Genomic DNA, 24,838 nt, shown 5'->3' on the forward strand with positions numbered 1-24,838 from the left:
ATGCAAACCGTATTGTTTGGGAACCCCAACAAATATTATAGAGCCGAAATAAATAAAACAAGTGCTGCAAATTTCTTAAAACAGGAGATAACCTGCCAGAAGGCTTCCAGCAGCAGCAAGGCAGATTGATAAGCCGTTGACCATGTCATTATTGAAGAGCGGCCAGCCTTTGATTAAAACGGTTCCTGTGCCGCAATGCACCTTTTTTTCAGTTTTCAGCCTGCAGCTTTTACACCTGTATTCAGCCTGAAAAAATGCCCCTAGTAAGGTATCTGCCAGATTCCCCAGAAACCCGAAGAATGCAACGGTAATGAACCAGCTTAATCCTTTATCAAATAACAAAATTCCACATAAAGCTATAAGTATTGAACCCGCTAATGCTGCAATTGTTCCTGTAGCTGAAATGGCCCCTGAAGTTCCTTTTTCCGCCCGCTTAAACGTACGGATGAATACAGGTGGACGCTTGCTGAGAACACCGATTTCAGAAGCCCAAGTATCAGAGTTGGCTGCTGCTATGCTGACAAGAAAAACTAGAAGCAGGATTTCATGACCATAAGCTAAATATAATAACGAAACGGCAGCTGCAGCCCCGCCGTTAGCTGCAACCTGCGTCAAATCACGGGAACTTCCCTTCTCAAGCTTATCCTCAACTTTGTTTTTCTTAGCGGCTTTGTATTTTGACCAAAAACTTGAACTGGCGAAAAAAACACCTAATATAAGCAAGCCCTTCACACCAAATCCAATTGCCACACTATACCCTACCGCAACTGCACCGATTGCCCCTGAAAAGGAAAGGGATTTAACCCTGTAGCCTGCTAAAGCTGTAGCACAAATGAAGACCAGATAAATCAATTCAACTGCCATGGCAGGTGATGACCCCTTCTGGCGTTACGATTTTATCTACACTAATGTCATACGGTTCATGAGGCAGCTGGGATATAATTTGCTGATTAAACGCCAGGGATATTTTCGGTCCCATATAGGAAGGCAAATACCGGTCATAATATCCGCCTCCAAACCCTAGGCGGTGGCCATTAGCCGTAAACGCAAGCCCGGGAACCACCATTAGGTCTATAACTTCTTGCTCAATGCTATTTGTCTTTTCAGGGTCTGGCTCCTTCAGTCCAAAATATACAGTTTCAAGCTGTCCAAAATCGGTAATCTCCCTGAAGTCCAGTTTCCGTTCATTCGGTTCACATTTTGGCACTGTTACAGTTTTTCCTTCCAGCCAGGCTCTTTCAATTATCCGAGCGGTTTCGACTTCCGGCGGTGTTGAGATAGTAATCCCAATTGTTTTAGAGTCGAACCATTCCGGAAGCAGAAAGAGTTTCTCCGCGATTCGCTGTGATAAAGCTGCATAATCTTCTTCAATAAGTTCAGCTAACAAAAGTTTCATTTCATCTCGGAGATTTTTCTTTTCCTTATTCAATTTGTATTCCTCCCAAGCCTGAAATTTAATCAGGCAGCAACATAAATATGTATTTAGAAAAGCGCAAGCGCCCTGGTCTGCCTCGACAGAGTTGTGACAGCCTTTGGTCACAATACAGCATAAGACAAGGCTGACAGAAGGCGCTTTTTGCCGTTCGAAGCGATTGGCTTATGACCTCGAGGCTGACGTGTGCATCGGGACTTTATTTTCCTACGAAAAAAAAGCTGGTGGACGCTGGAGCTAGACATCATCGTAGCAATAGACCCATGAATATTCATTTTTCAAAAACAAAAAAAGCAACAGGAAGTCTCCTGCTGCTTACTTAGTTTCGCGATGTGTAGTATTGCGTTTATCTCTTGGGCAGTATTTCTTAAGCTCAAGACGATCTGGATTGTTACGTTTATTTTTCTTAGAAATATAATTACGTTCTCCGCACTCAGTGCAAGCCAATGTAATATTAACGCGCATGTGTATTTCCCTCCAAACATAATGGCTTCTCCATGTAGGACTTTTCTATAATAGCACTTTTCAATATGAAAAGCTAGTCTGTTTTTCCGGGAAATAAAAATTACAGAAATTCTCGGGAAAACTATTTCAACTTCAGATATAAATGGGTCATCTTAGGATGTAAAATAGAAGTGTCCATCTGCCCGATTCTTCAATTGATCATTTAGTGTTACTGCTTCATCTTTACAATTCGAAACAATCATCCATGCGGTTGCGGCGGCATCTTCGCCAGGGGCTAAAAGGGCTTCCAGCGAATAAGTGCTGATAACATTGCCTCTTGCCAGAGGTGAAAAATTCAATGTTCCGTCAAGCTTTGATTTGAAAAGAGAATCCCTTCCCTTTTGCCTGATACAGTATTGCGTTAACCCCTTGCCTTCCATGATACCCCCTAGAAGTGAAACAGTACCATTGGCCGAGTGCATTATAGCCTGTTCATTCGGGCTGTAAAAAGCAGCTGTATTAGAGCTGCAATCTCCTTCATACTCAAAAAATATCTTGTGCAGGCTGTATGAACTAGTTTGATTCGGAATGGTCAGCCGCCAAAAGACAACTTTTGTATTATAAGAGGAAAGCTGTTTCACTTCAAATTCCTCACTGCAAATGCTTTTGTCCGGCGTATTTGAGTTCAACCATCTAAATCTTCCGTTTAACCAATGTCCTGCCCGCCAGCGGCTGCTACAGGGAACGGTTTCAATGCTATATTGGGTTTCCAGTCTAGAAGCTGATAGTATATTCATCTTTTTCTCCCCTCTTAATATGGTTATGAAGCAAAAGCTCCTGAATTATTCTTTCTGTTTCAGTACTTACTCTTTCCCAGCTGAAAATCCTTCGGGCCACTTCTTTTCCTTGGCTGGCCATTTTAGCAGCTTCCTCCTGAAATTCAGCCATATACCAAATTTTTTCAGCCAAATCCGCACTGCATCCTGGTTTTGCCAGCAAACCGCTGTATCCGTGGCGGACTATTGCTTTTAGTCCGCCTGTTTCCGAAACAATGGTTGGTTTCCCTGCCGCCATTGCTTCGAGTGCCACGATGCCAAATGGTTCATAAGTGCTTGGAAAAACGGCAATGTCACTATCCTTTAAAATCGAATTTCTTACCTCATCATTTACAAAACCGATAAAAGTAAATCCGTCGCCCAGTCCTGAGTTGTCCGCCATTTCACGGTAATAATCGAGGAGCGGTCCCCTTCCAGCAACGATAAATGAAAAATCCTTGCCCTGTTTTTTCAGATCGCATGCAGCTTGTATCAAGGTGTCATACCCTTTTTCAGGTACAAGCCTCCCCCAGGAGAATACAGTTATCCTGTCGCCTTTACTTTTATTATCGATAGCTCTTTCAGATGATCCTGGAGTAACGGAATCTACATTTACTCCATTGGGAATGATGCTGACCTTTTCTGATAAGACTGAAAAAATATCCTGAAGTTCCTGTTTCATAAATTCACTGCAAACGATAATTTTATCGCTGTTGGAGATCAGCTCTTCTTCAAGAAGATGGATTGATTGCTGCAATTTTGTATGGATGCCGTTATTCCGGCCATGCTCTGTTGCATGGATAGTAGAGATTAACGGAATATCATATAGTTCACGAGCCGTTATCGCTGCAGCTGCAACCAGCCAATCATGAGCATGAATAATGTCAGGAAGGCTTCCTTTTTCACAAAGACTCCTAATTTTAGTCATTATAGCTATATTCAAGCTTCCAATCCAAGCCAGGAACTCATGGTCTTGGCCAGCATTCGGAGTTACAGTATGTACATGGATCCCTTCAACCAGCTCATACTCTGAGAGCCCCTCCGCGCGGGTCGTAATCACATATATTTCATGTCCGTCTTCAGCCATGGCACGTGCAAGTCCATGGACATGCCTGGCAAGGCCGCCAACTACATTCGGCGGAAACTCCCAGGATAGCATAAAAATTTTCAGCCTCCCTTTACCCTGTTTAACACCTTTTTGTATACTGCGTGTATAAATGTCTGAAGCGCTGCCATGTGGCATTCCGTCCTGAAGCTTCCATTGCTTTTGAAAGGACTGGGAATACTCCGCGAATCTTTCCAGCCAAACCGTTTGAGAGGTTTTATCGGCTCCTAAATAACAGGCACACATGTGCAGCATTCCATCTATCAGACTCTCTCCTTTTATAGTGGGGGACTTTGATTGTTTGTAGGCAGCAGCATCTATAACACCTTCCATTTCGCCCAAGGCCTTTAAGCGGGCGGTATCCTTATGCGAAAAAAGGGCCTCACCATGCATCATCCCTGAGTAGGAAAACGATAAATGTGCGGTCGGCAGCTCCTTATGTACTCTAGCAATATTGTCTGCTATCGTTTCGTTTGCAAGGACAGAAATTATTTGATTTAAGCCCTCTCCTTGAATCAAATCCTGAAGTACTTCGAGGCCAATGACAGCTGCCATTTGGTCTGATGCTGTTTTTTCCTTTTGGAGCATGTTAAGACTTTCTAGTTTCATTGAAGGAATCATAATGACCCCATGAGGACTAAAGATAGCTGAATTGTTTTCTGGTATAGGATCGCTTAATTGGCGTGCATGTTGATCAGTAAATGAATATTGAAAGCCTTGTTCATGGAGAGTCTTATCAAGCCCTGGCAAATAAGCGTTGGCTGGAAATAAAAAGCCGGAAGGTACCGTTCCAAAATGGTCCTTGTGAAGCTTAACTGATTGTGTAATTTGCATTGAAACAGCTGCAGGGGATTGAATAGCAGTCAGGGGAAATCCTGAAAGAGAGGATGCTAACAGAATAATTTTCCTGGTACTGCTTTCTTTCTTTATCCGCGCGATTATGTTTGTAAAACTTTTCGCAGAATTGGATGACCCGTTCCTTCGGTCTATTAACCATTCCTCCCAGCCAGACTGGAAATCTTCATCAGTCAGAAGCTGTATTGTTAATCCGGATAATGATAGATAAATACTTTTACCGTCAGGCAAATTATCAATAAGTGTAAATAAGGAGGAAACTTGCTTTTCAACGGTACTATATGCCTCTTTTTTTTCTTCTGGGGATAAACTGTCCATTTCCATGAACGGAATGTGCCCGGTGATCACTAATTGCATTGTTTTCCCTCCTATTTCCGATCCTTTTCATAATAGGAATACGTGCTCACGTGTTCAATCCAGTTAGGCATCTGATCTTTACCGAGCTTCCATCTTTCTATATCAGGCGCCAGATAGCCACAATGGGAAGTATCCATACGCGGCATTTGCAACGGGTATGATTTTATTAATGGAACAAAAGTGCCGTTCTCAAACAGAAGCCCTAACTCCGCCAGATAAGATCTGTTAGGCTTGAGTCCGCTGATATCCATATAAGTATCCCGCTTTGGCGCAATAAGATCGACAGAGTAAACGGCATTCGTGCCATTGTAAAGAATGCCGGTTATATCCTGCATTCTGATAGCAAGCTGATAAAAGCCCGAACCTTTCCAGAAAATTTCTGCAGCTCTCAATGTTGCAGGTGTAAGGTACCAACTGGCCAATGCTCTATCACTGCTCATAAGGATTAGTGTAAGCCTGTCCATTAGCAGGCTATCAGCAGCCATCATGTTACCATTATGTGATGGTTCCTCCCTCTTTAGGTCTGATGCAGCCGAATTGGAATCAGAACTGATCATGACGGTAACAGGCTTTGATTTTCTTTTATTGTTTTGGACCGATTCTTTTTCCTTCGAGTATTTTGTCCACTGATACTGGACCCTACCAACAGTTGTATCCAGCCTCTTTGCAATTTTCCGGAATGAAAGTCCCTCTTTCCGCAAATCCATTATTTTATCAATCATCGGTATCACCCCATTCGGCTAAACTACTATTTTATGTAATAACTTATTTAATATTCGTATTATTTGTAGATTAATCGTAGCATTTATGGCTTAGACGAACAATAAACGCAATTTGTCGACTTTTTGCAAACGCAGAAGCGGCAAAGCAAAAAAATTTTTGTTAACCGGTTCCCTTCAACATATTTCCTTGTTATATCTCTCTTCGACAATTAATCCTGCAGGAAACTGACATTTTTCCCGATTTTTTTTATTTTGGGCATAATACCATGAAATTTAATCCACTCCCCAAAAAAATGTGTATGATAGAGATATCAATAAATCACGACAGAGGTGTAACAATGGATTTTGCTATTATCGGTTTACTTGTTTTTGCTTTGCTATTGCTATTATTATCTTTTTTCAAAAAAGACCGGCTTTCAAAGATAGAGGAAGAAATGGAGCAAATGACCCTAACTCATATGCAGGATATATATCAATTAAAAAGAAAAATTAAATTACTAGAGGAAGAATTGCTTATCCAAGATGCACCTTCCGCTAATAGAAAGAGTTTTAGGCCAGCTTCCGTCTCCGTTTCCGTAAAAAAACCGGCTATTAATGAGATTTTGAAAAGCCAGGTGCTTTCTCTTTATCACCAGGGACTGCCCTTGGAACAAATTGAAAAGCAATCGGCTCTTTCCATGGAGGAAATCCTTACTGTTATTGAAGATCAGCAGACGAGGGGGTTCTCATCATGAACCGATCTTCATTAAGAGCATTCTCAGCTGGGATTATCCTTTCGGTAGCCTGTCTTGCCGGAGTGAGTTATTTCAGCCCAGCTGATACTGAACCATCTGTAACTGAGGCTAAAGAATTACTGGCTGAACAAGGATATACGGTGAGCAAAAAAGAAAGTCAAAACGATGAAACTGTAAATACACTAGATTCATCGGCAAGCATACCAAAGGAAAAGGTCACGCAGGAAGAAAAGAAAAAGAACGCTCAGGCAGCCCAGCCTGACGCAAAAAAGTCTGTCAATAGTACTGAAGATAATACTGCCAATACCAACACTAATGATAAAGACAAACCTGCTGCTGAGAAATCTGCAGAAACCTATACGCTTACAATCAAATCCGGGATGACTTCCGACAAAATTGCTGACATCCTGGTTAGCCGGGAAATATTGGAAAACCGGAAAGCCTTTGAAAAATACATGAAGGACAATAATCTTCAATCCAAAATTCAGGTCGGGGAATTTGTGGTAACTTCCAATATGTCTGTAGAACAGATGGTCAACACAATCACAAGGAAATAAGCTCCTAAGGCATGCTGCAGACAACCAGCAATAATCAAGCAAGAATGAAAAACAGCCCTGTCATCATGATAGGGCTGTTATGTTTAATTATTCATTTAAATCAAGCTGTCTGCCACGGACTAAATAATAGATGCTTTCGGCAATATTAGTCGCATGGTCGGCCGTTCTTTCCAAATATCTGGCAATAAAGGAAAGCTGAGTCACCTGCTGGAGATTGGTGCTTGTCAGCTGAAGCAGGTCGCGGATGCTCTCACCATATAAATCATCCACCTTGTCATCCATTTCCGCAATTTTTCGAGCGAGGAGCACATCCTCTGTTTCGAATGCTTTTAGTGAAAGATCGATCATTTCCAGAGTTATAATCTGCATTTCTTTCAAATGTGTAATCGGTGTAATAAAGGGCTGGGTGCCGATACGGATTGTTGATTTAGCGACATTCACTCCAAAATCAGCCATTCTTTCAATATCTGAAGAAATTTTTATAGCTGAAATAATTCTCCGCAAGTCAATGGCAACCGGCTGCTGCTTAGCAATCAGCAGAATTGCTTGTTCATTGATTTCATTTTCCAGCAGATCCGCTTTATTATCATCTTCAATTACTTCTAATGCCTTTTCCAGATCCTGGTTTTCCAGAGCAGAAAACGAGTCTTCTAGCGACTTTTTTGACAGCTCTCCTAACTCAATAACCATATCCTTTAACTGTTTTAACTCCGATTCAAACCTTTCTCGTACTACCATGACCTTTTCTTCCTTTCCGGCTTATCCGAAGCGCCCTGTTATATAGTCTTCCGTTCTCTTATCAGATGGATTTGAAAAGATAATATCTGTATCTTCATATTCAACGACTTCTCCATTTAAGAAAAATGCCGTTTTATCGGAAATACGGGCTGCCTGCTGCATATTATGAGTCACGATTATAATACTGAAATCATTTTTCAATTCCTGAACAAGTTCTTCTACCTTCAATGTAGAAATAGGATCTAGAGCTGAAGTAGGTTCATCCATTAGAATCACGTCCGGTTCGATTGCAAGGCAGCGGGCAATACAAAGTCGCTGCTGCTGTCCGCCGGAAAGGCCGTACGCATTTTGGTTAAGCCGGTCCTTAACTTCATCCCAAATTGCAGCTCCACGAAGACTTTTCTCCACAATCTCATCTAGTACTTTTTTGCTTCTGATGCCGTGGATCTTAGGACCATACGCAATGTTTTCATAAATAGACTTCGGAAATGGATTCGGCTTTTGGAATACCATCCCAACTCGGGTCCGTAAGTCTTCCACTTTGAAATTTTTATCCAATATATTTCTGTTTCTGTATAAAATTTCACCGGAAATTCGAACGGTGGGAACCATCTCCACCATTCGGTTTAAGGTTTTAATATAAGTTGATTTACCGCAGCCGGAAGGTCCGATAATAGCTGTTACTTCATTTTCATAAATCTCAAGGTTAATATTTTTTAACGCATGGCCTTCCCCATACCATAGGTTAAGATCTTTTGTATTGTATACGATATTCTTGGGCGCACCTACCGTGCCGGAACCCTCTCTTTTTGATTTTATATTTAAAGTCTTTCTCTCGTTTTCAGATGTTGCCGCCATATCCTGAAACCTCCTAAGGACTAATATCTTTTCTGAAATTTGTTTCTAATAATAATGGCAATCGAGTTCATTAAAAATAGTACAATTAAAAGAACTACAATGGTTGCAGCCGCAAGATTAGCATATTCAGCTACAAGCGCTGAATCTATAGTCCAATAGTAAATCTGAACAGGCAATATCGTAAATCTGTCTAAGATTCCTTCCGGAAGAGGGATAAGCAATGCCGGGATACCGATTACAACAAGCGGTGCCGTTTCTCCAATGGCCCGGGAAAGCGCTAGTATTACACCAGTTAGAATCCCAGGTATAGAAGCAGGCAGTACAACATTTTTTATTGTTTGCCATTTTGTTGCTCCCATTCCATATGATGCTTCTCTTAGGAATTGCGGTACCGCACGAATGGCTTCCTGGCTTGCAACAACTACAACCGGAAGAACCAATAGTGCCATTGTCAATCCGCCTGCCAACACAACAGATCCTAAATCAAGCGCCCTTACAAAGACAGTAAGTCCAAGAATTCCAAACACTACAGACGGTACACCAGCCAGATTTGAAATATTCGTTTGGATAAATGATTGGAGCTTCCCTTTTTTCGCGTATTCTTCTAAATAAATAGCAGTTCCTACGCCTAAAATCATTGTAACAGGAGCAACAACTAGCATTAACCATAAAGTACCCATTATAGCACCCATGATTCCTGCTCTTTCCGGAGCGGTAGATAGCTTATTCATGAGAAAATCAGCATCTAACCACCCTATGCTTTGAGCCACAACCCTGTAAATAAGAATAACTAATACGACTAGCCCAAACAACGTCGCTAATAGGAATAACCCCTTTGCAACATTGTTTGCCAACAGCCTTGAAGCCATTTTCTTTTGTACCTGCTGGGCGTCAACATATTTCATTTTAGTATTCCTCCCTGAACTTGCGTGAAATATATTGCGCAACAAGGTTCATTATTAGCGTGAACACAAATAATGTCATGGCTACAGCATATAAACTGTAATATAGTGTTGTCCCTGCAGCGGCCTCTCCGCCAGTTACTTCCACAATATAAGCGGTCATCGTTTGCATTGATTGTGTTATATCAAAGGTAAAGTTTTTCGAACTTCCACTTGCAATTGTAACAATCATTGTTTCACCAATCGCACGTGATATTCCAAGTACAAATGAAGCGATGATTCCAGAAATGGCTGCTGGTACAACCACTTTCCACGCTACCTCAAGTTTTGTTGCTCCAAGCGCCAAAGCCCCCTCGCGCATAGAATTAGGGACAGCGCTCATCGCATCCTCTGATAAGGACGCCACCATCGGAATAATCATTATACCCATTACGATACCTGGGCTAAGGATATTGGTAGGTTCTAAGCCCGGGATAATTGATCTTAATAAAGGAGTGACAAATGTAAAAGCGAAAAATCCATAAACGATAGTTGGAATTCCCGCTAGAATTTCCAAAAGAGGCTTAACTGTCCGCCTAAGTTTTTCAGAAGCATATTCACTTAAGAATACAGCTGTCATTACACCAATAGGGATGGCAACCAGCATGGCAATTGCAGATGAAATAATGGTTCCTGTCAACAAAGGCAGCACACCGAATACTGCATCTTCTCCTAAAGGTTTTAATTTAGTGCCTGTAAAGAAGTCCAAAAAAGGAACTTCTCTAAAGAACATAATGGTTTCAGATAATAAAGTTACTACGATTCCTATAGTCGTTAAAACAGAAATTGCCGCAATTGCAAACAAAGTGCCAGGTATGAATTTTTCTGTAAAATTACCTAAACTGGCAGAGTTTTTCTTTTCTTCGATCATTTTGCGGACATTCAGCTTATTTTTTTCTTCAGCTACCGCTTTTGCCAAAATAAAAACCCCTTTCATCCAAATTATTATCCAAGGGAGAATTAGAGCAACCCCAATTTACAAGCATAAGAAGATGAGAAGGCATACTTCTCATCTTCCAGGGATACATCAGCTTGCTTTTTAAAAGCTTACTTCAATCCGTTTAGAGCTTCGAGGGATGCTTGCTTGTCTTCATCCGATAATGGAGCAAAGCCAGTTTCCTTCGCAACGTCCTGAGCGTTTTCCATAGTGTAGATTGCATAATCCAATACTTCAGGTTTTTCTTTCGCATGGTTTACATTTAGGTATGTGAATACCGGACGAGTGAATGGAGCATATTCTCCGTCTTCTGCAATCGTGTCAAGAGTTGGTTCAACAGGACCTTTACCGAAGTCAACTTTAACCGCAGCCAGCTTGTCTTTATTGCTTTCATAGTAACCATATCCGAAGAATGCGATAGCATTTTTGTCTTTAGAAACTAGATCAACAAGTGTAGAGTAATCTTGCTGTAAGTTAATAGCTTCAGGCAAAGCTTTTTCTTCTAGAATGTTTTCAAACATGAACTCGTAAGTTCCGTGGTTTTCGTTAGGGCCATAAGTTTTAATTTCTTCAGCTGGGAAGTCAGGGCGGACATCAGACCATTTTTTCTTTCCTTTTTCAGCAAGGAAGATGTCGATGATTTCTTGTTGAGTAAGTTCTTTAGCCCAGTCATTGTCTTTGTTGATTACAAAAGTTAAACCATCCAAAGCAACCTTCATTTCCTGAACGTCAATTTTAAGCTTTTCAGCTTCTGCTTTTTCTTCATCTTTAATTTGTCGGGAAGCATCATTGAAGTCAGTTCCGTCTTGCGCCAGGAATTTTTTGAATCCAGCAGAAGTACCGGCACGGCTTACCTCAACAGAAACGCCTTCCTGTTCATTTGTCATATAGTTTTCGGCCATTTTAGCCATGAAAGGATATACAGTCCCGGAACCGTCGATCACTACACTTCCTTCTAATTCAGCTGTGTCACCATTTTTATTGTCATTGTTTCCATTTGTTTCTTCTTTATCTCCGCCTCCGCAAGCAGCTGTAAATGCCATAACCGCTGCAATTAACATAAGCAGGCTTAATTTCTTAAAGCTTTTCATTACCGTAATTCCCCCTACGAAAATTTGTGGTTTGTGTTTGTCTTACAAGAATAAGAATACTGTTTAACTTTTAAAGTGGTTTTAAGGGAATGTAAATGTTTTGTAAATAATAATAGGGATATTGTAAACTAAATCTAATGTCGGGAAAACTTCTAGTATCAATGTAGCTTTAGCTACACACGCGGTCTTCTGTGTGCAGGAAGGAGCATCCACAAACCTCACTCTGTTAAATAGCTATGCTTACTATACCCTATTTTCCTATTCTTACCCTTTGCTTTTTTATTTTTTTAAGAAAAGCGAACTGTCATATCAAAAGTGGGCGAGGAAAAGATCGCCACATCCTCATGTCTTCGCCGTTCTGATCCAAATCCTTACAAAGGCGCCAGCTAAGTTCTGGCAGGGTGATATCTTCGGCCATTCAGTCCTGTCCCAAAGGTAGACACCAGCAAATCCTCACAAAGCTGTTGGTTTGTTTAGTGCGATGTATCACTGCCGAAGCGTTCCTTGTCCTGTGCGTCGGGGTTTATTTTACTCCGGCAAAAAGTTGCTGGGCGCTAGCTGGACATCTTTACTTGGTAAAAAGTTATATTTGTTATCTAGAAAAAAGACCCGGCTATGCCGAATCCTTTGTCGAAAGATATCTGTATTTTGTTCTTAGCCAAACTCAGGCGCTTTTATTAACTTTGAATCTGTTTGTAATAGATGAGAGAGATTTTGAAAGATCATTTAGCTTAAAACCGATATTGTCTGTACTTTCCATTTGTTTGATCTGATTCTCGCTTGCAGCCAGCATTTCATCAGAACTTGCCAATGTTTCCTGGGAAACCGACGAAAGGTTATCTGCAGAATGTTCAAGCTGAGGTAATATTGCTTCTAAGTCCTTGAGTTCTGCTTGCATCCCATGCAGTTTCCCGCTAACTGCAGTAATTTCGTTCATAAGGTGATCAAAAGACTGCTTCGATTCATTAGCCATTAATAAGTTTGATTTGATCTTAATTAGCATCTGTTCAAATTCCTGTGTTGCACTTGCTGTCATGCTCTCCATATTGGTTATGGATTGGGAAATTTCATCTGTCGCTCTTTTGGATTGCTCTGCAAGATTTCGTACCTCATTTGCTACCACTGCAAATCCTTTTCCGGATTCCCCGGCCCTTGCGGCTTCAATTGATGCGTTCAGTGCCAATAACTTCGTTTGTTCAGCGATTCCCTGTACCATTCCGATGAGGTTGGTAATGGACATTGAATAGTCCTTAACTTGCTTAATCGTTATTGTTAAATGATCGAAATCATTTTCAAACTTATGGATTGTAGATATTAAGTCACCCATGTTTTTTTCCCCGCGCCTGGCAGAAAAATTCATATTCTCTGAACTGCAATAGACATTCTCCATATTTTGCATCAGTTCTTCCATTTTATTCTTCATAGTTTTAAACCTGCTTACACTATTCTCGGAGCTAGCCGCAGTATGTTCAGCACCTAATTTAACAATGTTAATAGCTGAGATTAATTGATGACTCGATGAAAGGGCGCACCCTGATGATTGCTTTAACTCATCACCTGTTTGTTCCAATTCCTTTGTCGTTTCCTTGAGTTCATGGAGCATAGTCCTCATTTGTCCAATCATTGCATTATAACTTGTATGTAATGAAAGAATTTCAGGTATTGTTGTTTTCATTGCTGCTGAATCTAATAGATTTCCATCCCTTACTTCTTTCATTGTATTTCTTAATTTGTTCAAGGGCTTTGTCAATGTCCTTACAAACAAGGCAATTACTATGGCGGTGACAGCGATACTGATGCCAATAACTGCAAATGTAAAATAGGCCATTTGACTGACTGGATCCATGTATGAATTTGTAGGAATCAGCAATACGTAAATACCATTAATTTCTTTCATTTCTTGAAATGTAATAGTATATTCCTCACCCTTTAATTTCTCCTGAATAATGCCTTTCTTTTGTTTCGTTATTTTATTTATTATTGGCTTTGGTAACGAAGGCGATGAGTTTTTGCTGACCTGAAAAGGCTTTACCTCCTTATTCACTATGTACAAAAAGTTAGAAGTGATGCCGTCTGATTTTAGCTTTTTCTGTTGGGATCGGACACTTGCCTCTAGCTGCTGCATGAAATATTTATCATCACTTATGTAAACAAACTTTAAGTTTTCTGCGATATATCCCATTAATTCAGCTTCTCTGACTAGCCTATCTTCTATGGTGCTCGTTGCCATTTCTTTGGACTTTTGGTATGAGGAAAATCCAACCACAACTGTTGAGACTATTAGTAAGGAAACAAAAAGAATGAATAGACGGGTACCTAGATTCATTTTCCTGGAAATTTTCTCAAACAGCCTTTTTTTTGTAAGGTTTTCCTCATTTGTTTTTTCTGTGTTATTCAGCCCATTTTCCACCAATATACCCCCAAGAAATAATTCTTTCGACTCATAAAATAGATTATAGGCGAAAAATATTAATTTTCTGTAAAGATTTCCTAAATTTTCTTCCGTAAAAAAAAAGAGCTCCATAAGTCATAAAAGACTTACAGGCCCTTTCGAACATGTATTGTTCCGCTTAATTCAATGCTAGCGGTCCCTAATTAATAGTTTTGTGATTCCTCACCGGCTGTGGTTCCCTCTGTTTCTACTGGTACCTTTAAAACCGCGTCCGGCCCTGTTACTTTTTCTTCAGTAGATTGTGTGCTTTGCTGCTGCTGTGCCCGCTGCTTCTTCAAATTAAAATAGGCATCCATTGCCGCAGCTCCAATTTCCTTGTTCATATTATGAGCCGGTTGTCCCTGGTAAGCCCAAGGCACAACAACAGATAGTGCAATTTCAGGTGCGTTGGACGGTGCATAGGCTACGAAACTCAAATTAATCGTTGGTGGTGGCTCCTTGTAATTCTTGCGCTTTGGACCATCATAAAATGATTCAGCAGTTCCTGTCTTTCCTGCAGGACTGTATGATTTATCTCCAAACCATTTATAGGCAGTACCACCTTTTTCCTGAGTAACCCTTTTGAATCCGGTTTGTACTCTTTCAATCCATGCAGGCTTCATATCCAGGCGATTTAATACAACAGGAGGCATTTCCTGAATGACCGGCCCCAATGTATCTTTATCATCAATCGGCTGGCGGATTTCCTTTACAATATGCGGCTTCATTCTGTTACCGCCGTTTGCAATTGTTGACACATACTGTGCCAGCTGAAGCGGTGTGTAGGTGTCGTATTGGCCGATGGCTAAATCAAGCAGCTTACCGCCGTCAACCGGTCCTTTGAATCCTGCCATTTCATTCGGGAGGTCAATTCCAGTTCTTGTTCCGAGTCCAAACTGGCTGAATGAATTGCGCATAATTGAATAAGTGTCCTCAAGCCTTGGCCTTGGAATACGCAATGGCTGTCCCGCAATATATTGGGACCCCGCAATATCGATAGCAGTAAGGAACATATATACGTTTGATGACAGTTTTAAAGCTTCTGTATCATTAATGCTTCCCAGATCTTTATAAGAACCTTTATCGGGGGTGCCTTTAATACGAAGCGTTCTATCCCAGCGGGTTTGCCCCGGTTTAGTTGCGCCTGTCTTATAGCCGGTTAACACCGTGGCCCCTTTAACAGTTGAACCCACAGTATATGAGGAAGCCAAGTTTCCAAGAGCATTATCTTCCATTACCCATTTGCCTTTTTCATCCTTATAATATCTTTTTCCGGCCATTGCAAGAATTTCGCCAGTGTTTGGATTCATAATCGTCACATAGGCATATTCAAGAAATTGGGTATTCCCATGGGATTTTTTCTCTTTCAATTGCTTTTCGATTATTTTCTCAACGGTAAGCTGAAGATCCATATCAACTGTCAGGACAATATCCTTGCCGCGTTCCCCATCGGAGATAGGAATAGACTCAATGATATTTCCCGCTTTATCCGTCCTATTTTTTACTTTTGCCTTTTGGCCGTGGAGGACATCCTCATACTGCATCTCGATATAGCTCTTTCCTACCCGGTCATTACGGCTGTAATCTCGTGCGAGGAAATAATCAAGCTGTTCATTAGGGAGGCCTTCCTCGGATGAGGATACCTTGCCGAGAACAGATTTCAAGGTCTCACCAAACGCATACTTCCGATCCCAATCAGTAGTGATGTCGATTCCAGGTAATTCTTCCAGATGCTCACTTACGACCGCAAATTCTTCACGGGTAACATTTTTATTCTTTATGATTTTCGGGGTGAGAGACTTACTGCTGTTTAACTCCCTGAAAATGGCTAGAACCTCAAGCTCTGCCGCTGAGAATTCATTTAACTCTGCTTGAGTGATCCGGTTTCTTTGAAGCTTATAAAGATCTTTTTGAGTAAGCTTCTCTTCTGCAACCATCTTTAATTCTTTTTTCTTAATTTTCGCTTCGGCACGTACTGGATTTTTCAGTATCCAAAAATCCTGCTTATCTCGTTCTGTTATCTTTTCTGTATCCTTATCAATATATTTTGCCAGCTTTTCCGCTGTCTCGAGCATTTCTTCCGTTTTTGTTCCCTGATACCTTGTATAGGTGATTGCATCGAGAGGAACGTTATCCACGATAATTTTCCCATTTCGTTCAAACATTTTTCCGCGCGGCACCGGATTGTTAACAGTGATATCTTCTGTTCTTTCTATTTCACGGCGATAATCTTCCCCATAAACGATCTGGACTACGCCAAGCCTTAATACCAAAATTGAAAATAATAGAAACACAACAAAAAACAGCAAATTCAATCTAACAGGAACATGCGTCTTTTTTTTCTTCTTTTTTTTCAAACTAAGCCACACATCCTTTAATTAAGTAAAAACATCTTCCTCTTTGATTATTCTATAGAATAATCCACAATTTTTCTAGTATAGAGTATAACAAAACTCATCGAAAACTGGCTCTTTCTAAAAGGTAAATAATGGGAAGAACAAAAGCAAGCACCTCGGTTAGAGGAAACGCGGGTAGGCTCATCGAATCCTGTATCGGCGCGAGGACAAGCAAGACCTATCGCAGCTTTAGCGTTTCTTGTCCTGTGCGTTTTGTCTTTATTTTTGGAAACTAAGCGCTGGGAACGTATAGATAGCCGCTAATTTCATTACCCAAAACTGGATAATTTTACAATTACCTGAAACAAAAAAAACCGTCTGCATTACACAGACAGGCTGACAAAGGGGAACTACCTTTTTATAGGGGCCACAGCCGACGGGAGTTCGATCTTCCTGACAAAAAAATAAATACAGGAATGGCCCGCTCCTAAAATAAGCAATAGTACCGGAATACTAACTCTCTCATCAAAAAATGTTATGGCAAGGATAAAGGACAAGACGGATATTACCCGGCCGAGATTTGTACATACTTCCCTGACAACGATGTATTCCACCCGCATTTCAGCAGCCTTCCATGCGTTGCCAATAGTATCAAATGTCAGCGAGACATATGGTACTAGCAATACCGGATAGGCCACCGCAATTACCGCAGCATAAAGCAGCAGTTTCATATAAGTAGGATTATGAACAATTAAAAACACTGAACCATACAGAAGCAGGCCACCGATAAGTATTGATTTCTTTTTCATAGAAGGCTTGATGAACTTCGAGGCAAAATAATACGCCATAAATGAAACACCTGAATTAATCAGCCCGAAATGGCCCAGCGCCATTTCGCTGCCAGTCGACAAGAAAACGAAGACGGATATGATAAATGAGAATGTTCCCTCTCTCAGGCCCTGAAAAAAATTTGCATATGTAATAAGCCGCCAATTCATATCATGCTTGCGTTCCTGCCAGATGCGTCCAAATGAGTATTTCCCTTGAGCCGGCCTTCGCTTAATCGACAGGCTAAGCAGGACAGCGATCGTGAATAGGGATAGAGAGAGCCCAAATACAATGGAATACCCTGTGAATTTCTCAAATCTTGAAATAATAAAACCGGCCAGAACGGGGCCAATCATCCCTCCCGAAGATGAGAGAATTCCCATAAATCCATTAAAATAATCCCTTGTATCCGGTTCTGTGATTTCAAATGTCAGCACATTAAAAGCAAGCCAATAAAATCCATAGCCAATGCCTAAAAGCCCACCGAGGAGTACAAGATAATCCTCCGCCTTAGTGCCAACCGCCAGTACGCACATATAAAATAAAGAAAGAAATGTAACCCCCAGCCTTAATACGATAATCCGGTCAACTTTTTTCGCAAGCCGTCCTGCGAAAATGAATGTAAGCGGCTGAAGGACAACTATCGATAAATTAAAAATGCCAATGTCGAGGAATTTGCCTGACTGTTTCCATAAATAAATATTCACAAAGGTACTTGATAAAGCGACGCTTAAGCTATACAATCCACCAATGATAAGCAGCAGGTATAAATTTTTCGTTACTTCTGATTCCCCAGTCCATTTTTTAAATATACGCATTGTTTACCTCTCCTTTTACGTCTGAGATAGTTTTTGAATAAACAATGGCATTTATGTAAAAACCGTTTGATTGGTTCTGATTACCTGTTTGTGGATGACTGGAAAAACCAGATAAGAGAAAAAAACCTGTCCTTTATCAGGACAGGTTCAAACTGGATTCATATATAAAATTATTATTTTGCAGAGCTGAAACGCTTGGAAACTTCATCCCAGTTAACAACGTTCCAGAATGTGCTGATGTATTCGGGACGGCGGTTTTGAAATTTCAAGTAGTAAGCGTGTTCCCAAACATCAAGGCCTAGAATTGGTGTTTTGCCGTCCATTAATGGAGAGTCTTGATTTGGAGTGCTTGTTACTTCAAGCTCACCATTGTTCACAGCTAACCAAGCCCAGCCAGAGCCAAAACGAGTTGTTGCTGCTTTTGCAAACTCTTCCTTCAAATTCTCAAAGCTGCCGAATTTTGAAGTAATCGCATCAGCTAATTCACCTGTTGGTTCGCCGCCTCCATTTGGAGAAAGGATTTGCCAGAAAAGAGTGTGGTTAGCGTGGCCGCCACCGTTGTTGCGAACTGCGGTACGTACAGATTCCGGTACAGCATCAAGATTTGAAATCACTTCTTCAACAGTTTTGCTAAGAAGTTCTTCGTTACCTTCTAGCGCGTTGTTCAAGTTTGTTACATACGTGTTGTGGTGTTTTGTGTGGTGGATGTTCATTGTTTCTTTGTCAATGTTCGGTTCTAACGCATCATATGCGTATGGTAGTTGTGGAAGTTCAAAAGCCATTTTAATAATTCCTCCCTATGTACATTAAGTTTCAGCACTGCAGATGACTCATATTCAGCAGAAAACGATTACAACAGCAGTCTGTTGATTTTAGATTAACAAAAGTTAGTAAACGATTCAAATTTTTTGCTTAAATCAGGTATTATTTTCATTTATTTATTCTAAACAATTTTTTCGTGTTTGATGTAAACATTATTCGACCAGCTTTAAACCCACGGCTGCTGCGAGCACCATACAGATAAATAGGAGCCGCTTCCAGTCCCTTGACTCCCCATACATGTAAATCCCTAATATAGCACCTCCACAGACCCCTATTCCGGTCCAAACAGCGTAAGCAGTACCCATAGGTATAGTTTTCATCGCAAGGGCAAGAAACAGAAAGCTTGCACCGAAGCCTGAAATCAATAATGCAAGCGACTGCCAATTCCTGTCCTTATGGAATTTATTAATCATGATTACTCCAGACATTTCACACAGTCCGGCAATGACTAGAAAAAGCCAGGCCATTAAGTTTCAGCTCCTTCCTCGGCATCTGTCATCATTTTCAAGCCAATCACACCGGCCAATAACATTCCGATCAGTAAAATCTTTTCAATTTTAAAGGATTCACCAAAAAGAAGAATCTCCAATGTTACGGTACCTGCCGTTCCAAGCCCTGTGAAGACTGCGTAAACAGTTCCAACCGGAAGCTTTCGTCCGGCCATTATTAAACCATAAAAACTGATGGCAATTGAGATGATTGTCCATGTCCAGGACAGCAAATCGTCTGCATGCTTTAAACCAATAACCCAGCAAATTTCAAAAACAGATGCAAGTAAAACCTTGAGCCAATCCCTATTCATCTGTATTTCCCCCTCTTTATTATGTCGGCAGATCATCTTCTTAATAAATGTGCTTGTTTGTATAACCTGAAGTTTCTAGCCGCAAAAAAAGCCTGGGAAATGTATCTCCCAGGCTTTTATCCTTCCGTGGCACAGCAATACTGCTGTGAGTCTTCTCTCGGACCAGTCCGGCACCTGCCGCGGAACCCTAGAAAACATTTGGTTAATCTAATTCTCTTCTATTATAGCCAATTAATTCACTTATTCAATTTATCTTTATCATAAAACTTCTATTGTAAAATAACCTACCATGAGTAATTGAATGAATGCTTTTGCAGCAACACTGCTGATAAATCCAAAAACCGATCCAAGCCCTATCTTTACAGAGGTGTTAAAATCTTTTTTATGGACTATCAGTTCAGCTAAAATCGCTCCTGCAAAAGGTCCTATTAAGAGGCCGATAACCGGAATGATGAACGGGCCGGCAAGGATCCCAATCGTGCTGCCCCAAATTGCAGCTTTCGAACCTCCGTACTTTTTCACCCCTAGCATATTCGCAACATAATCGGCGGCAAAAAGCAAAAGAACAAATATTATTTGTACAGACCAGAAAAGCCAGTTAAATGGCTCAAAGGAAAAAAGGACGCCGTATAGCAGCATACCGCCAATAATGAATAGTACACTAGGGATAATCGGAAATACTAATCCAATGAACCCGACAAGAAATATAACGGAAATAAGTATCCAGTAGATTGATTCCAACAGGCAATCTTCCTTTCATATTGTGTTATATATGATTGAACGATAAAATGGTACATGGTTATCGTATTTTATTTAAAGGTGCTGTTGTGCATGAATATTTTTAAACAATTTATCCGAAGCCTCTATTCTCCAAAAGATATTGCAGGCTTCCGTACTCAAGGAATGGGCAAGACAGTCCTGTATGTATTTCTCCTGACATTGATTGCCATTATCCCATCTGCCTATCATTTTACCACAGCTTTCACCCAAGGTGCAGAAACCGTCCGTGAAACAATGGCAAATGAAATTCCGGCTTTTGAAATAAAAGAAGGTGTGCTTGAAGCCGAAAGCAAGGAGCCTACGATTTTTGAGAAAGATGGCCTTACTATTTTTGTAGATGATACAGGGGAAATGACAAAGGAAGATATTCAGGCAAAGTCCGCGAGCGGTGTTGGGCTTCTGAGAAATGAATTTGTCTTCTATGGTCCCGGGGGGCTGCAATCCTATCCCTATTCCATGTTAAGTGGAATGCACATTACCAATGAAACATTAGCGGATATGCTAGTATCCCTTGAGAGTATGCTGGTTATTATTATACCTATCTTCCTGCTTGTGCTTTTTGGGTTTTCAGCTGCAATTCAATTTGTGGAAATCACCCTACTTGCATTCTTTGGCATGTTTCTTAAAACCATTCTAGGAAGAAACCTTCCATACAGCCTGATTTGGAAACTGACAGCTTATAGCATTACCCTACCTACTGTATTTTTCGCGATTATGGGAGCACTGAACACCCCAGTCAGGGGCGGCCATCTCGTTGATTGGTTTGCGTCATTGGTTGTACTATACTTGGCGATCAAGGATATTCCGCAGCATGAAAACAACTAAATTGGCTAACCGGGAAAGCCTTGTGCAGCGGACACATTACCGCTGCACAAGGCTTTTTTCTTCCGATATATCTTCTTTTTCCTTCCTTATCTTTTAAAAAAATTGCCGGTTTTTCGGCATATTCAATCTGTTGGCACATATACATGAATTAAAGACAAGTCATAGGAGAGAATCGTATGAAGAGACTCGCGCTGTTTCTGACCATCGTTTTTATTTCATATATAATATATGTTGATGTAACAAAAGGCACTCTGCCTGGTGCTGCCACAGAAACAGCCGCAACCGAAGAAGTGAATACCAGACCTTCAGAGGCCGGTGAGCTTGCGGAGATACCCTTCAAGAAAATAAAGATCCAGCCTGGTGATACACTTTTATCTTTAGTTGAAAAAAACAAGAATGGTTCGTCCATTGATATACAAACTATCATCAAGGATTTTCAGTTATTAAACAATGGGCTGAAGCCTGAGGAAATGAAGAGCGGCAGTACGTACAAAGTACCAAGCTATCGATAATGTTATGGATTCTCATAAAGTTTTGCGATTGCAAACTAACTTCTGCAGGAATGAATCGGTGTGCGGTTCCGCCACAGCAAACAAAAATTAAAGTCCATAAAATAAGATAAGTCCGAAAAATATTTGCTTTATTCAAATGACCGGGAAAAGAAAGCAAAGATATTCATTTCTTGTCACCTATCCATAAGCTTGATACAATATTTTCGTAATACATGTAAATCTTGATTCTAAATAATTGTTTTTTCCTAAAGGAGAGAATTCCACTTGAGTGAAATTATACATCGCACGAAAACACGGCCGGTAAAGGTAGGCAACCTGACTATAGGTGGGAATAATGAACTTGTAATCCAGAGCATGTGTACAACAAAAACACATGATGTGGAAGCAACTGTAGCTGAAATCAAACGTCTGGAAGAAGCAGGATGCCAGATTGTCCGCGTTGCATGTCCGGACGAGCGAGCTGCCCAAGCAATCCCTGAAATAAAGAAACGTATCAATATTCCGCTTGTTGTTGATATCCATTTTGATTATAAGCTCGCACTGAAAGCTATTGAAGGCGGAGCGGATAAAATCCGGATCAATCCGGGCAATATTGGCCGCCGGGAAAAGGTAGAGGCAGTTGTCAATGCTGCGAAAGCAAAAGGAATTCCGATCCGGATAGGGGTCAACGCTGGGTCTCTAGAAAGAAAAATCCTTGAAAAATATGGTTATCCTACAGCTGATGGCATGGTGGAAAGTGCACTTCACCATATTAAAATCCTGGAGGACCTTGATTTCCACGATATAATCGTGTCAATGAAGGCATCCGATGTTAACCTCGCGATTGAAGCATATGAAAAGGCGGCCAAAGCCTTTGATTACCCTCTGCATCTTGGTATAACAGAGTCAGGTACATTGTTTGCAGGTACAGTAAAAAGTGCTGCAGGGCTTGGTGCCATTCTTAGCAAAGGAATCGGAAATACACTTCGTATCTCACTTAGTGCAGACCCAGTAGAAGAAGTTAAGGTTGCACGCGAGCTTTTAAAATCATTTGGCCTTTCTTCAAACGCAGCAACACTGATTTCATGTCCGACTTGTGGCAGAATTGAGATTGACTTGATTTCCATCGCTAATGAGGTGGAGGAATACATTCAGACTATCAAAGCGCCTATAAAAGTTGCAGTACTTGGCTGTGCCGTAAATGGCCCAGGAGAGGCAAGAGAGGCTGATATCGGCATTGCCGGTGCACGTGGTGAAGGATTGCTCTTCCGTAAAGGAAAAATTGTCCGCAAAGTGCCGGAAGAGACTATGGTCGAGGAATTGAAAAAGGAAATAGATAAAATTGCAGAAGAATATTTCGCAAAGCAGGCACTGGAACAGGTTTAATTAACCAGGCTGCAGATATTTATCTCATTAAAGAAAAGAGCCGGAAAAAAATCCCGGCTCTTTTCCATGTCTGCTTTTATCAAAAAAACGGGGCTATGACTAATCCAATAACGATAGCGACGACTCCGAGACCGATTGCCCATGCTCCAAGTGAATCGGCTCCTCTGCGCCTAGCAAGGAAACCTAAAACGATTCCTGCAGCACCAAATAAGAGAGGAAGAACGAACATTGCAAGGATCGATAAAGCAAGCGCTGATAATCCGAGTGCTCTTCCGGCTTCTCTACCTTCGTTGCCGGCAGCTTCGCCGCGTCCAGCCCCTCGTCCCATTAGAGGTGCGCTATACTCAGCGGCTGTTTCTTCGTAGTAGCTTCTTCTGCTGCGATTATTTGAAGTTTGCCCTTTGTTGTCTGCCTGGTTATTGTAATCTGAGTTCGATGAATCGTTTGACCCGTTGCGATTTCCATCCATTAGACAACCCTCGCTTTCAATGATAGGAGCATTTATATTGTTTGTAAAATCTCCCGAAAATTGTCTAGAAAATGATTCTAATGATGGACGGCTCGTCCATGCATTTTTTGTCTGTTTATACCAGCTTTTTGTGTTAAACTATATTGAAGGGCTGCCAAAGAAACTGTGAAATTGGTCATGCCATCTGTTACGGCCAATACCGTATTAAGCAGATCTTTTAAAAATATTTTTACCTAAAAAATACTTTCTTTTACAAGAAAAAGCGATACAGGAGCTGTCATAGATGAGAAAACGTTTTGGAATCGATATTGATGGGACTGTAACCAGGCCTGATACCCTTATCCCTTATTTAAATAAAGCGTTCCAGCTAAATCTGACACTAAAAGATATTACTCAATATGACTTAACCCCATATGTGGATGTGTCAAAGGAAGACTTTGCTAAATGGTTTTTGGAAAATGAACCTGTTATTTATGCGGAATCACCTATTGCGGAGGGGGCTAGAGACGCACTGCATGAATGGCTTGATGCTGTTGATTTATACTTTATTAGCGCAAGACACAGTCGATTACATTCCATTACGGAAGAATGGTTTACGCAAAATGAAATAAGATATAACCATATCGAACTAATCGGCTCCCACGATAAAGTGGAGACTGCGAAACAACTGAAAGTTGATCTATTTTTCGAGGATAAGCATGATAATGCTGTTGCCATTGCTAAAGAATGCGGCATTCCAGTTATATTATTCAATACTCCTTACAATCAAGAGCCGATCCCAAATGAAGTTATCCGTGTCAATGATTGGGCGGAAGCCAGGAAATGGGTCAACAATTGGCTTGGGGTTAAATAGCGTATTATTACCTTCTTAACGGCATTATTACCCGTTTTTTTAAGTGGCTCTTTTAAAAATATATGCCTGTTGATTTCCGCTCCAGGTACTCGCCTTCCCCTGGCGGTTCGGAAGCCCCGCTTTTCCCGCAGGACGTTGAATTATTGGCTTTCCCGAATAAACACCGCACGAGAAAATACGAATGGAAAAGCGCAAGCGCCCTGATCAGCTCTGACAAGCATAAGACAAGCGCTGACAGAAGGCGCTTTTTGCCTTCCGAAGTGATTGGCTTATGACCAATATTGTGACGGCTATTGGCCACAACATTCGAGGGGCTGGGCGCTGCAGCTAGACATCATAGAAAAGCGGAAGCGCCCTGTTCAGCCCTGACAAGCATAAGACAAGCGCTGACAGAAGGCGCTTTTTGCCTTC

General features: G+C 41.0%; 25 protein-coding genes and 1 riboswitch. Of the genes, 6 read left to right on the forward strand and 19 right to left on the reverse strand.

Annotated features, from left to right (window positions below; all coding sequences use genetic code 11):
* Window positions 1-75 precede the first annotated feature (75 nt).
* The 6 genes from D0469_RS18950 to D0469_RS18975 all read right to left on the reverse strand — a co-directional run bounded on the left by D0469_RS18950 (window position 76) and on the right by D0469_RS18975 (window position 5,730).
* The gene (locus D0469_RS18950) at window positions 76-864 is read right to left on the reverse strand and encodes a DUF92 domain-containing protein (protein ID WP_117328301.1); all 789 of its coding nucleotides are present in this window, start codon (window positions 862-864) and stop codon (window positions 76-78) included.
* Complete coding sequence (locus D0469_RS18955) at window positions 854-1,429, reverse strand: 5-formyltetrahydrofolate cyclo-ligase (protein WP_267897322.1); 576 nt, start codon at window positions 1,427-1,429, stop codon at window positions 854-856. The genes D0469_RS18950 and D0469_RS18955 overlap by 11 nt, the downstream gene beginning before the upstream one ends.
* A 318-nt stretch (window positions 1,430-1,747) precedes the next feature.
* On the reverse strand, window positions 1,748-1,897 hold the full coding sequence (gene rpmG, locus D0469_RS18960; protein ID WP_101597066.1) for a 50S ribosomal protein L33: 150 nt from the start codon (window positions 1,895-1,897) through the stop codon (window positions 1,748-1,750).
* A 152-nt stretch (window positions 1,898-2,049) separates the two neighbouring features.
* Window positions 2,050-2,673, reverse strand: coding sequence for a hypothetical protein (locus D0469_RS18965; RefSeq protein WP_117328302.1), 624 nt, complete (start codon window positions 2,671-2,673; stop codon window positions 2,050-2,052).
* Window positions 2,651-5,008, reverse strand: a complete 2,358-nt coding sequence (locus D0469_RS18970; RefSeq protein ID WP_117328303.1) for a glycosyltransferase — start codon at window positions 5,006-5,008, stop codon at window positions 2,651-2,653. The genes D0469_RS18965 and D0469_RS18970 overlap by 23 nt, the downstream gene beginning before the upstream one ends.
* Before the next feature lie 11 nt (window positions 5,009-5,019).
* Window positions 5,020-5,730 (reverse strand): DUF4912 domain-containing protein, encoded by a 711-nt coding sequence (locus D0469_RS18975; protein ID WP_117328304.1) that lies wholly within the window; start codon window positions 5,728-5,730, stop codon window positions 5,020-5,022.
* A gap of 338 nt (window positions 5,731-6,068) precedes the next feature.
* Between D0469_RS18975 and D0469_RS18980 the strand changes: the two genes are divergently transcribed.
* Window positions 6,069-6,464, forward strand: a complete 396-nt coding sequence (locus tag D0469_RS18980) for a hypothetical protein (RefSeq protein ID WP_117328305.1) — start codon at window positions 6,069-6,071, stop codon at window positions 6,462-6,464.
* Window positions 6,461-7,021, forward strand: coding sequence for an endolytic transglycosylase MltG (locus D0469_RS18985; RefSeq protein WP_117328306.1), 561 nt, complete (start codon window positions 6,461-6,463; stop codon window positions 7,019-7,021). Before D0469_RS18980 ends, D0469_RS18985 begins: the two co-directional genes overlap by 4 nt.
* A gap of 87 nt (window positions 7,022-7,108) precedes the next feature.
* Here the strand turns inward: D0469_RS18985 and phoU are convergent, their stop codons facing one another.
* The 12 genes from phoU to D0469_RS19045 all read right to left on the reverse strand — a co-directional run bounded on the left by phoU (window position 7,109) and on the right by D0469_RS19045 (window position 20,364).
* On the reverse strand, window positions 7,109-7,759 hold the full coding sequence (gene phoU, locus D0469_RS18990) for a phosphate signaling complex protein PhoU (protein WP_117328307.1): 651 nt from the start codon (window positions 7,757-7,759) through the stop codon (window positions 7,109-7,111).
* A 21-nt stretch (window positions 7,760-7,780) separates the two neighbouring features.
* Entirely contained in the window at window positions 7,781-8,617 is an 837-nt protein-coding gene (pstB, locus tag D0469_RS18995; protein WP_117328308.1) for a phosphate ABC transporter ATP-binding protein PstB, read from the reverse strand.
* Window positions 8,618-8,637: 20 nt separating this feature from the next.
* Window positions 8,638-9,522 carry a phosphate ABC transporter permease PstA gene (gene pstA, locus D0469_RS19000; protein WP_117328309.1) on the reverse strand — a complete coding sequence of 295 codons (885 nt, stop codon included), beginning with the start codon at window positions 9,520-9,522 and terminating at the stop codon, window positions 8,638-8,640.
* A 1-nt stretch (window position 9,523) separates the two neighbouring features.
* Entirely contained in the window at window positions 9,524-10,429 is a 906-nt protein-coding gene (pstC, locus tag D0469_RS19005; protein ID WP_233523120.1) for a phosphate ABC transporter permease subunit PstC, read from the reverse strand.
* A gap of 176 nt (window positions 10,430-10,605) precedes the next feature.
* Window positions 10,606-11,586 carry a PstS family phosphate ABC transporter substrate-binding protein gene (locus D0469_RS19010; protein ID WP_117328311.1) on the reverse strand — a complete coding sequence of 327 codons (981 nt, stop codon included), beginning with the start codon at window positions 11,584-11,586 and terminating at the stop codon, window positions 10,606-10,608.
* 664 nt (window positions 11,587-12,250) lie between these two features.
* Window positions 12,251-13,996, reverse strand: coding sequence for a methyl-accepting chemotaxis protein (locus tag D0469_RS19015; RefSeq protein ID WP_325048982.1), 1,746 nt, complete (start codon window positions 13,994-13,996; stop codon window positions 12,251-12,253).
* Window positions 13,997-14,181: 185 nt separating this feature from the next.
* Complete coding sequence (locus D0469_RS19020; protein ID WP_117328312.1) at window positions 14,182-16,374, reverse strand: peptidoglycan D,D-transpeptidase FtsI family protein; 2,193 nt, start codon at window positions 16,372-16,374, stop codon at window positions 14,182-14,184.
* A gap of 389 nt (window positions 16,375-16,763) precedes the next feature.
* Window positions 16,764-17,999 carry an MFS transporter gene (locus D0469_RS19025; RefSeq protein ID WP_117328313.1) on the reverse strand — a complete coding sequence of 412 codons (1,236 nt, stop codon included), beginning with the start codon at window positions 17,997-17,999 and terminating at the stop codon, window positions 16,764-16,766.
* A gap of 173 nt (window positions 18,000-18,172) precedes the next feature.
* Window positions 18,173-18,781 (reverse strand): superoxide dismutase, encoded by a 609-nt coding sequence (locus D0469_RS19030; RefSeq protein ID WP_117328314.1) that lies wholly within the window; start codon window positions 18,779-18,781, stop codon window positions 18,173-18,175.
* Between the two features lie 192 nt (window positions 18,782-18,973).
* Entirely contained in the window at window positions 18,974-19,288 is a 315-nt protein-coding gene (locus D0469_RS19035) for a DMT family transporter (protein WP_117328315.1), read from the reverse strand.
* A complete protein-coding gene (locus D0469_RS19040) occupies window positions 19,288-19,623 on the reverse strand; it encodes a DMT family transporter (RefSeq protein ID WP_117328316.1) in 336 nt (111 codons plus the stop codon). Before D0469_RS19040 ends, D0469_RS19035 begins: the two co-directional genes overlap by 1 nt.
* A 103-nt stretch (window positions 19,624-19,726) precedes the next feature.
* Window positions 19,727-19,825, reverse strand: a riboswitch (guanidine-I (ykkC/yxkD leader).
* Between the two features lie 56 nt (window positions 19,826-19,881).
* On the reverse strand, window positions 19,882-20,364 hold the full coding sequence (locus D0469_RS19045; RefSeq protein WP_117328317.1) for a DUF456 domain-containing protein: 483 nt from the start codon (window positions 20,362-20,364) through the stop codon (window positions 19,882-19,884).
* Window positions 20,365-20,454: 90 nt separating this feature from the next.
* Here D0469_RS19045 and D0469_RS19050 point away from each other — a divergent pair, with 90 nt between their 5' ends.
* The 3 genes from D0469_RS19050 (at window position 20,455) to ispG (ending at window position 23,105) form a co-directional block, all read left to right on the forward strand.
* Entirely contained in the window at window positions 20,455-21,228 is a 774-nt protein-coding gene (locus D0469_RS19050) for a DUF1189 domain-containing protein (protein ID WP_158553588.1), read from the forward strand.
* Window positions 21,229-21,404: 176 nt separating this feature from the next.
* The gene (locus tag D0469_RS19055; protein ID WP_117328319.1) at window positions 21,405-21,740 is read left to right on the forward strand and encodes a hypothetical protein; all 336 of its coding nucleotides are present in this window, start codon (window positions 21,405-21,407) and stop codon (window positions 21,738-21,740) included.
* A gap of 273 nt (window positions 21,741-22,013) precedes the next feature.
* Window positions 22,014-23,105, forward strand: coding sequence for a flavodoxin-dependent (E)-4-hydroxy-3-methylbut-2-enyl-diphosphate synthase (gene ispG / locus D0469_RS19060; RefSeq protein WP_199478576.1), 1,092 nt, complete (start codon window positions 22,014-22,016; stop codon window positions 23,103-23,105).
* A gap of 79 nt (window positions 23,106-23,184) precedes the next feature.
* On the opposite strand, the gene D0469_RS19065 is transcribed toward ispG, so the two are convergent.
* Window positions 23,185-23,574 carry a YybS family protein gene (locus D0469_RS19065; RefSeq protein WP_117328321.1) on the reverse strand — a complete coding sequence of 130 codons (390 nt, stop codon included), beginning with the start codon at window positions 23,572-23,574 and terminating at the stop codon, window positions 23,185-23,187.
* Window positions 23,575-23,857: 283 nt separating this feature from the next.
* Here D0469_RS19065 and D0469_RS19070 point away from each other — a divergent pair, with 283 nt between their 5' ends.
* Window positions 23,858-24,427: a hypothetical protein gene (locus tag D0469_RS19070; protein WP_117328322.1), complete on the forward strand. Its 570-nt coding sequence runs from the start codon at window positions 23,858-23,860 to the stop codon at window positions 24,425-24,427.
* Window positions 24,428-24,838 lie beyond the last annotated feature (411 nt).

It is taken from the genome of Peribacillus saganii (genome assembly GCF_003429095.1).
GTDB lineage: Bacteria > Bacillota > Bacilli > Bacillales > DSM-1321 > Peribacillus > Peribacillus saganii.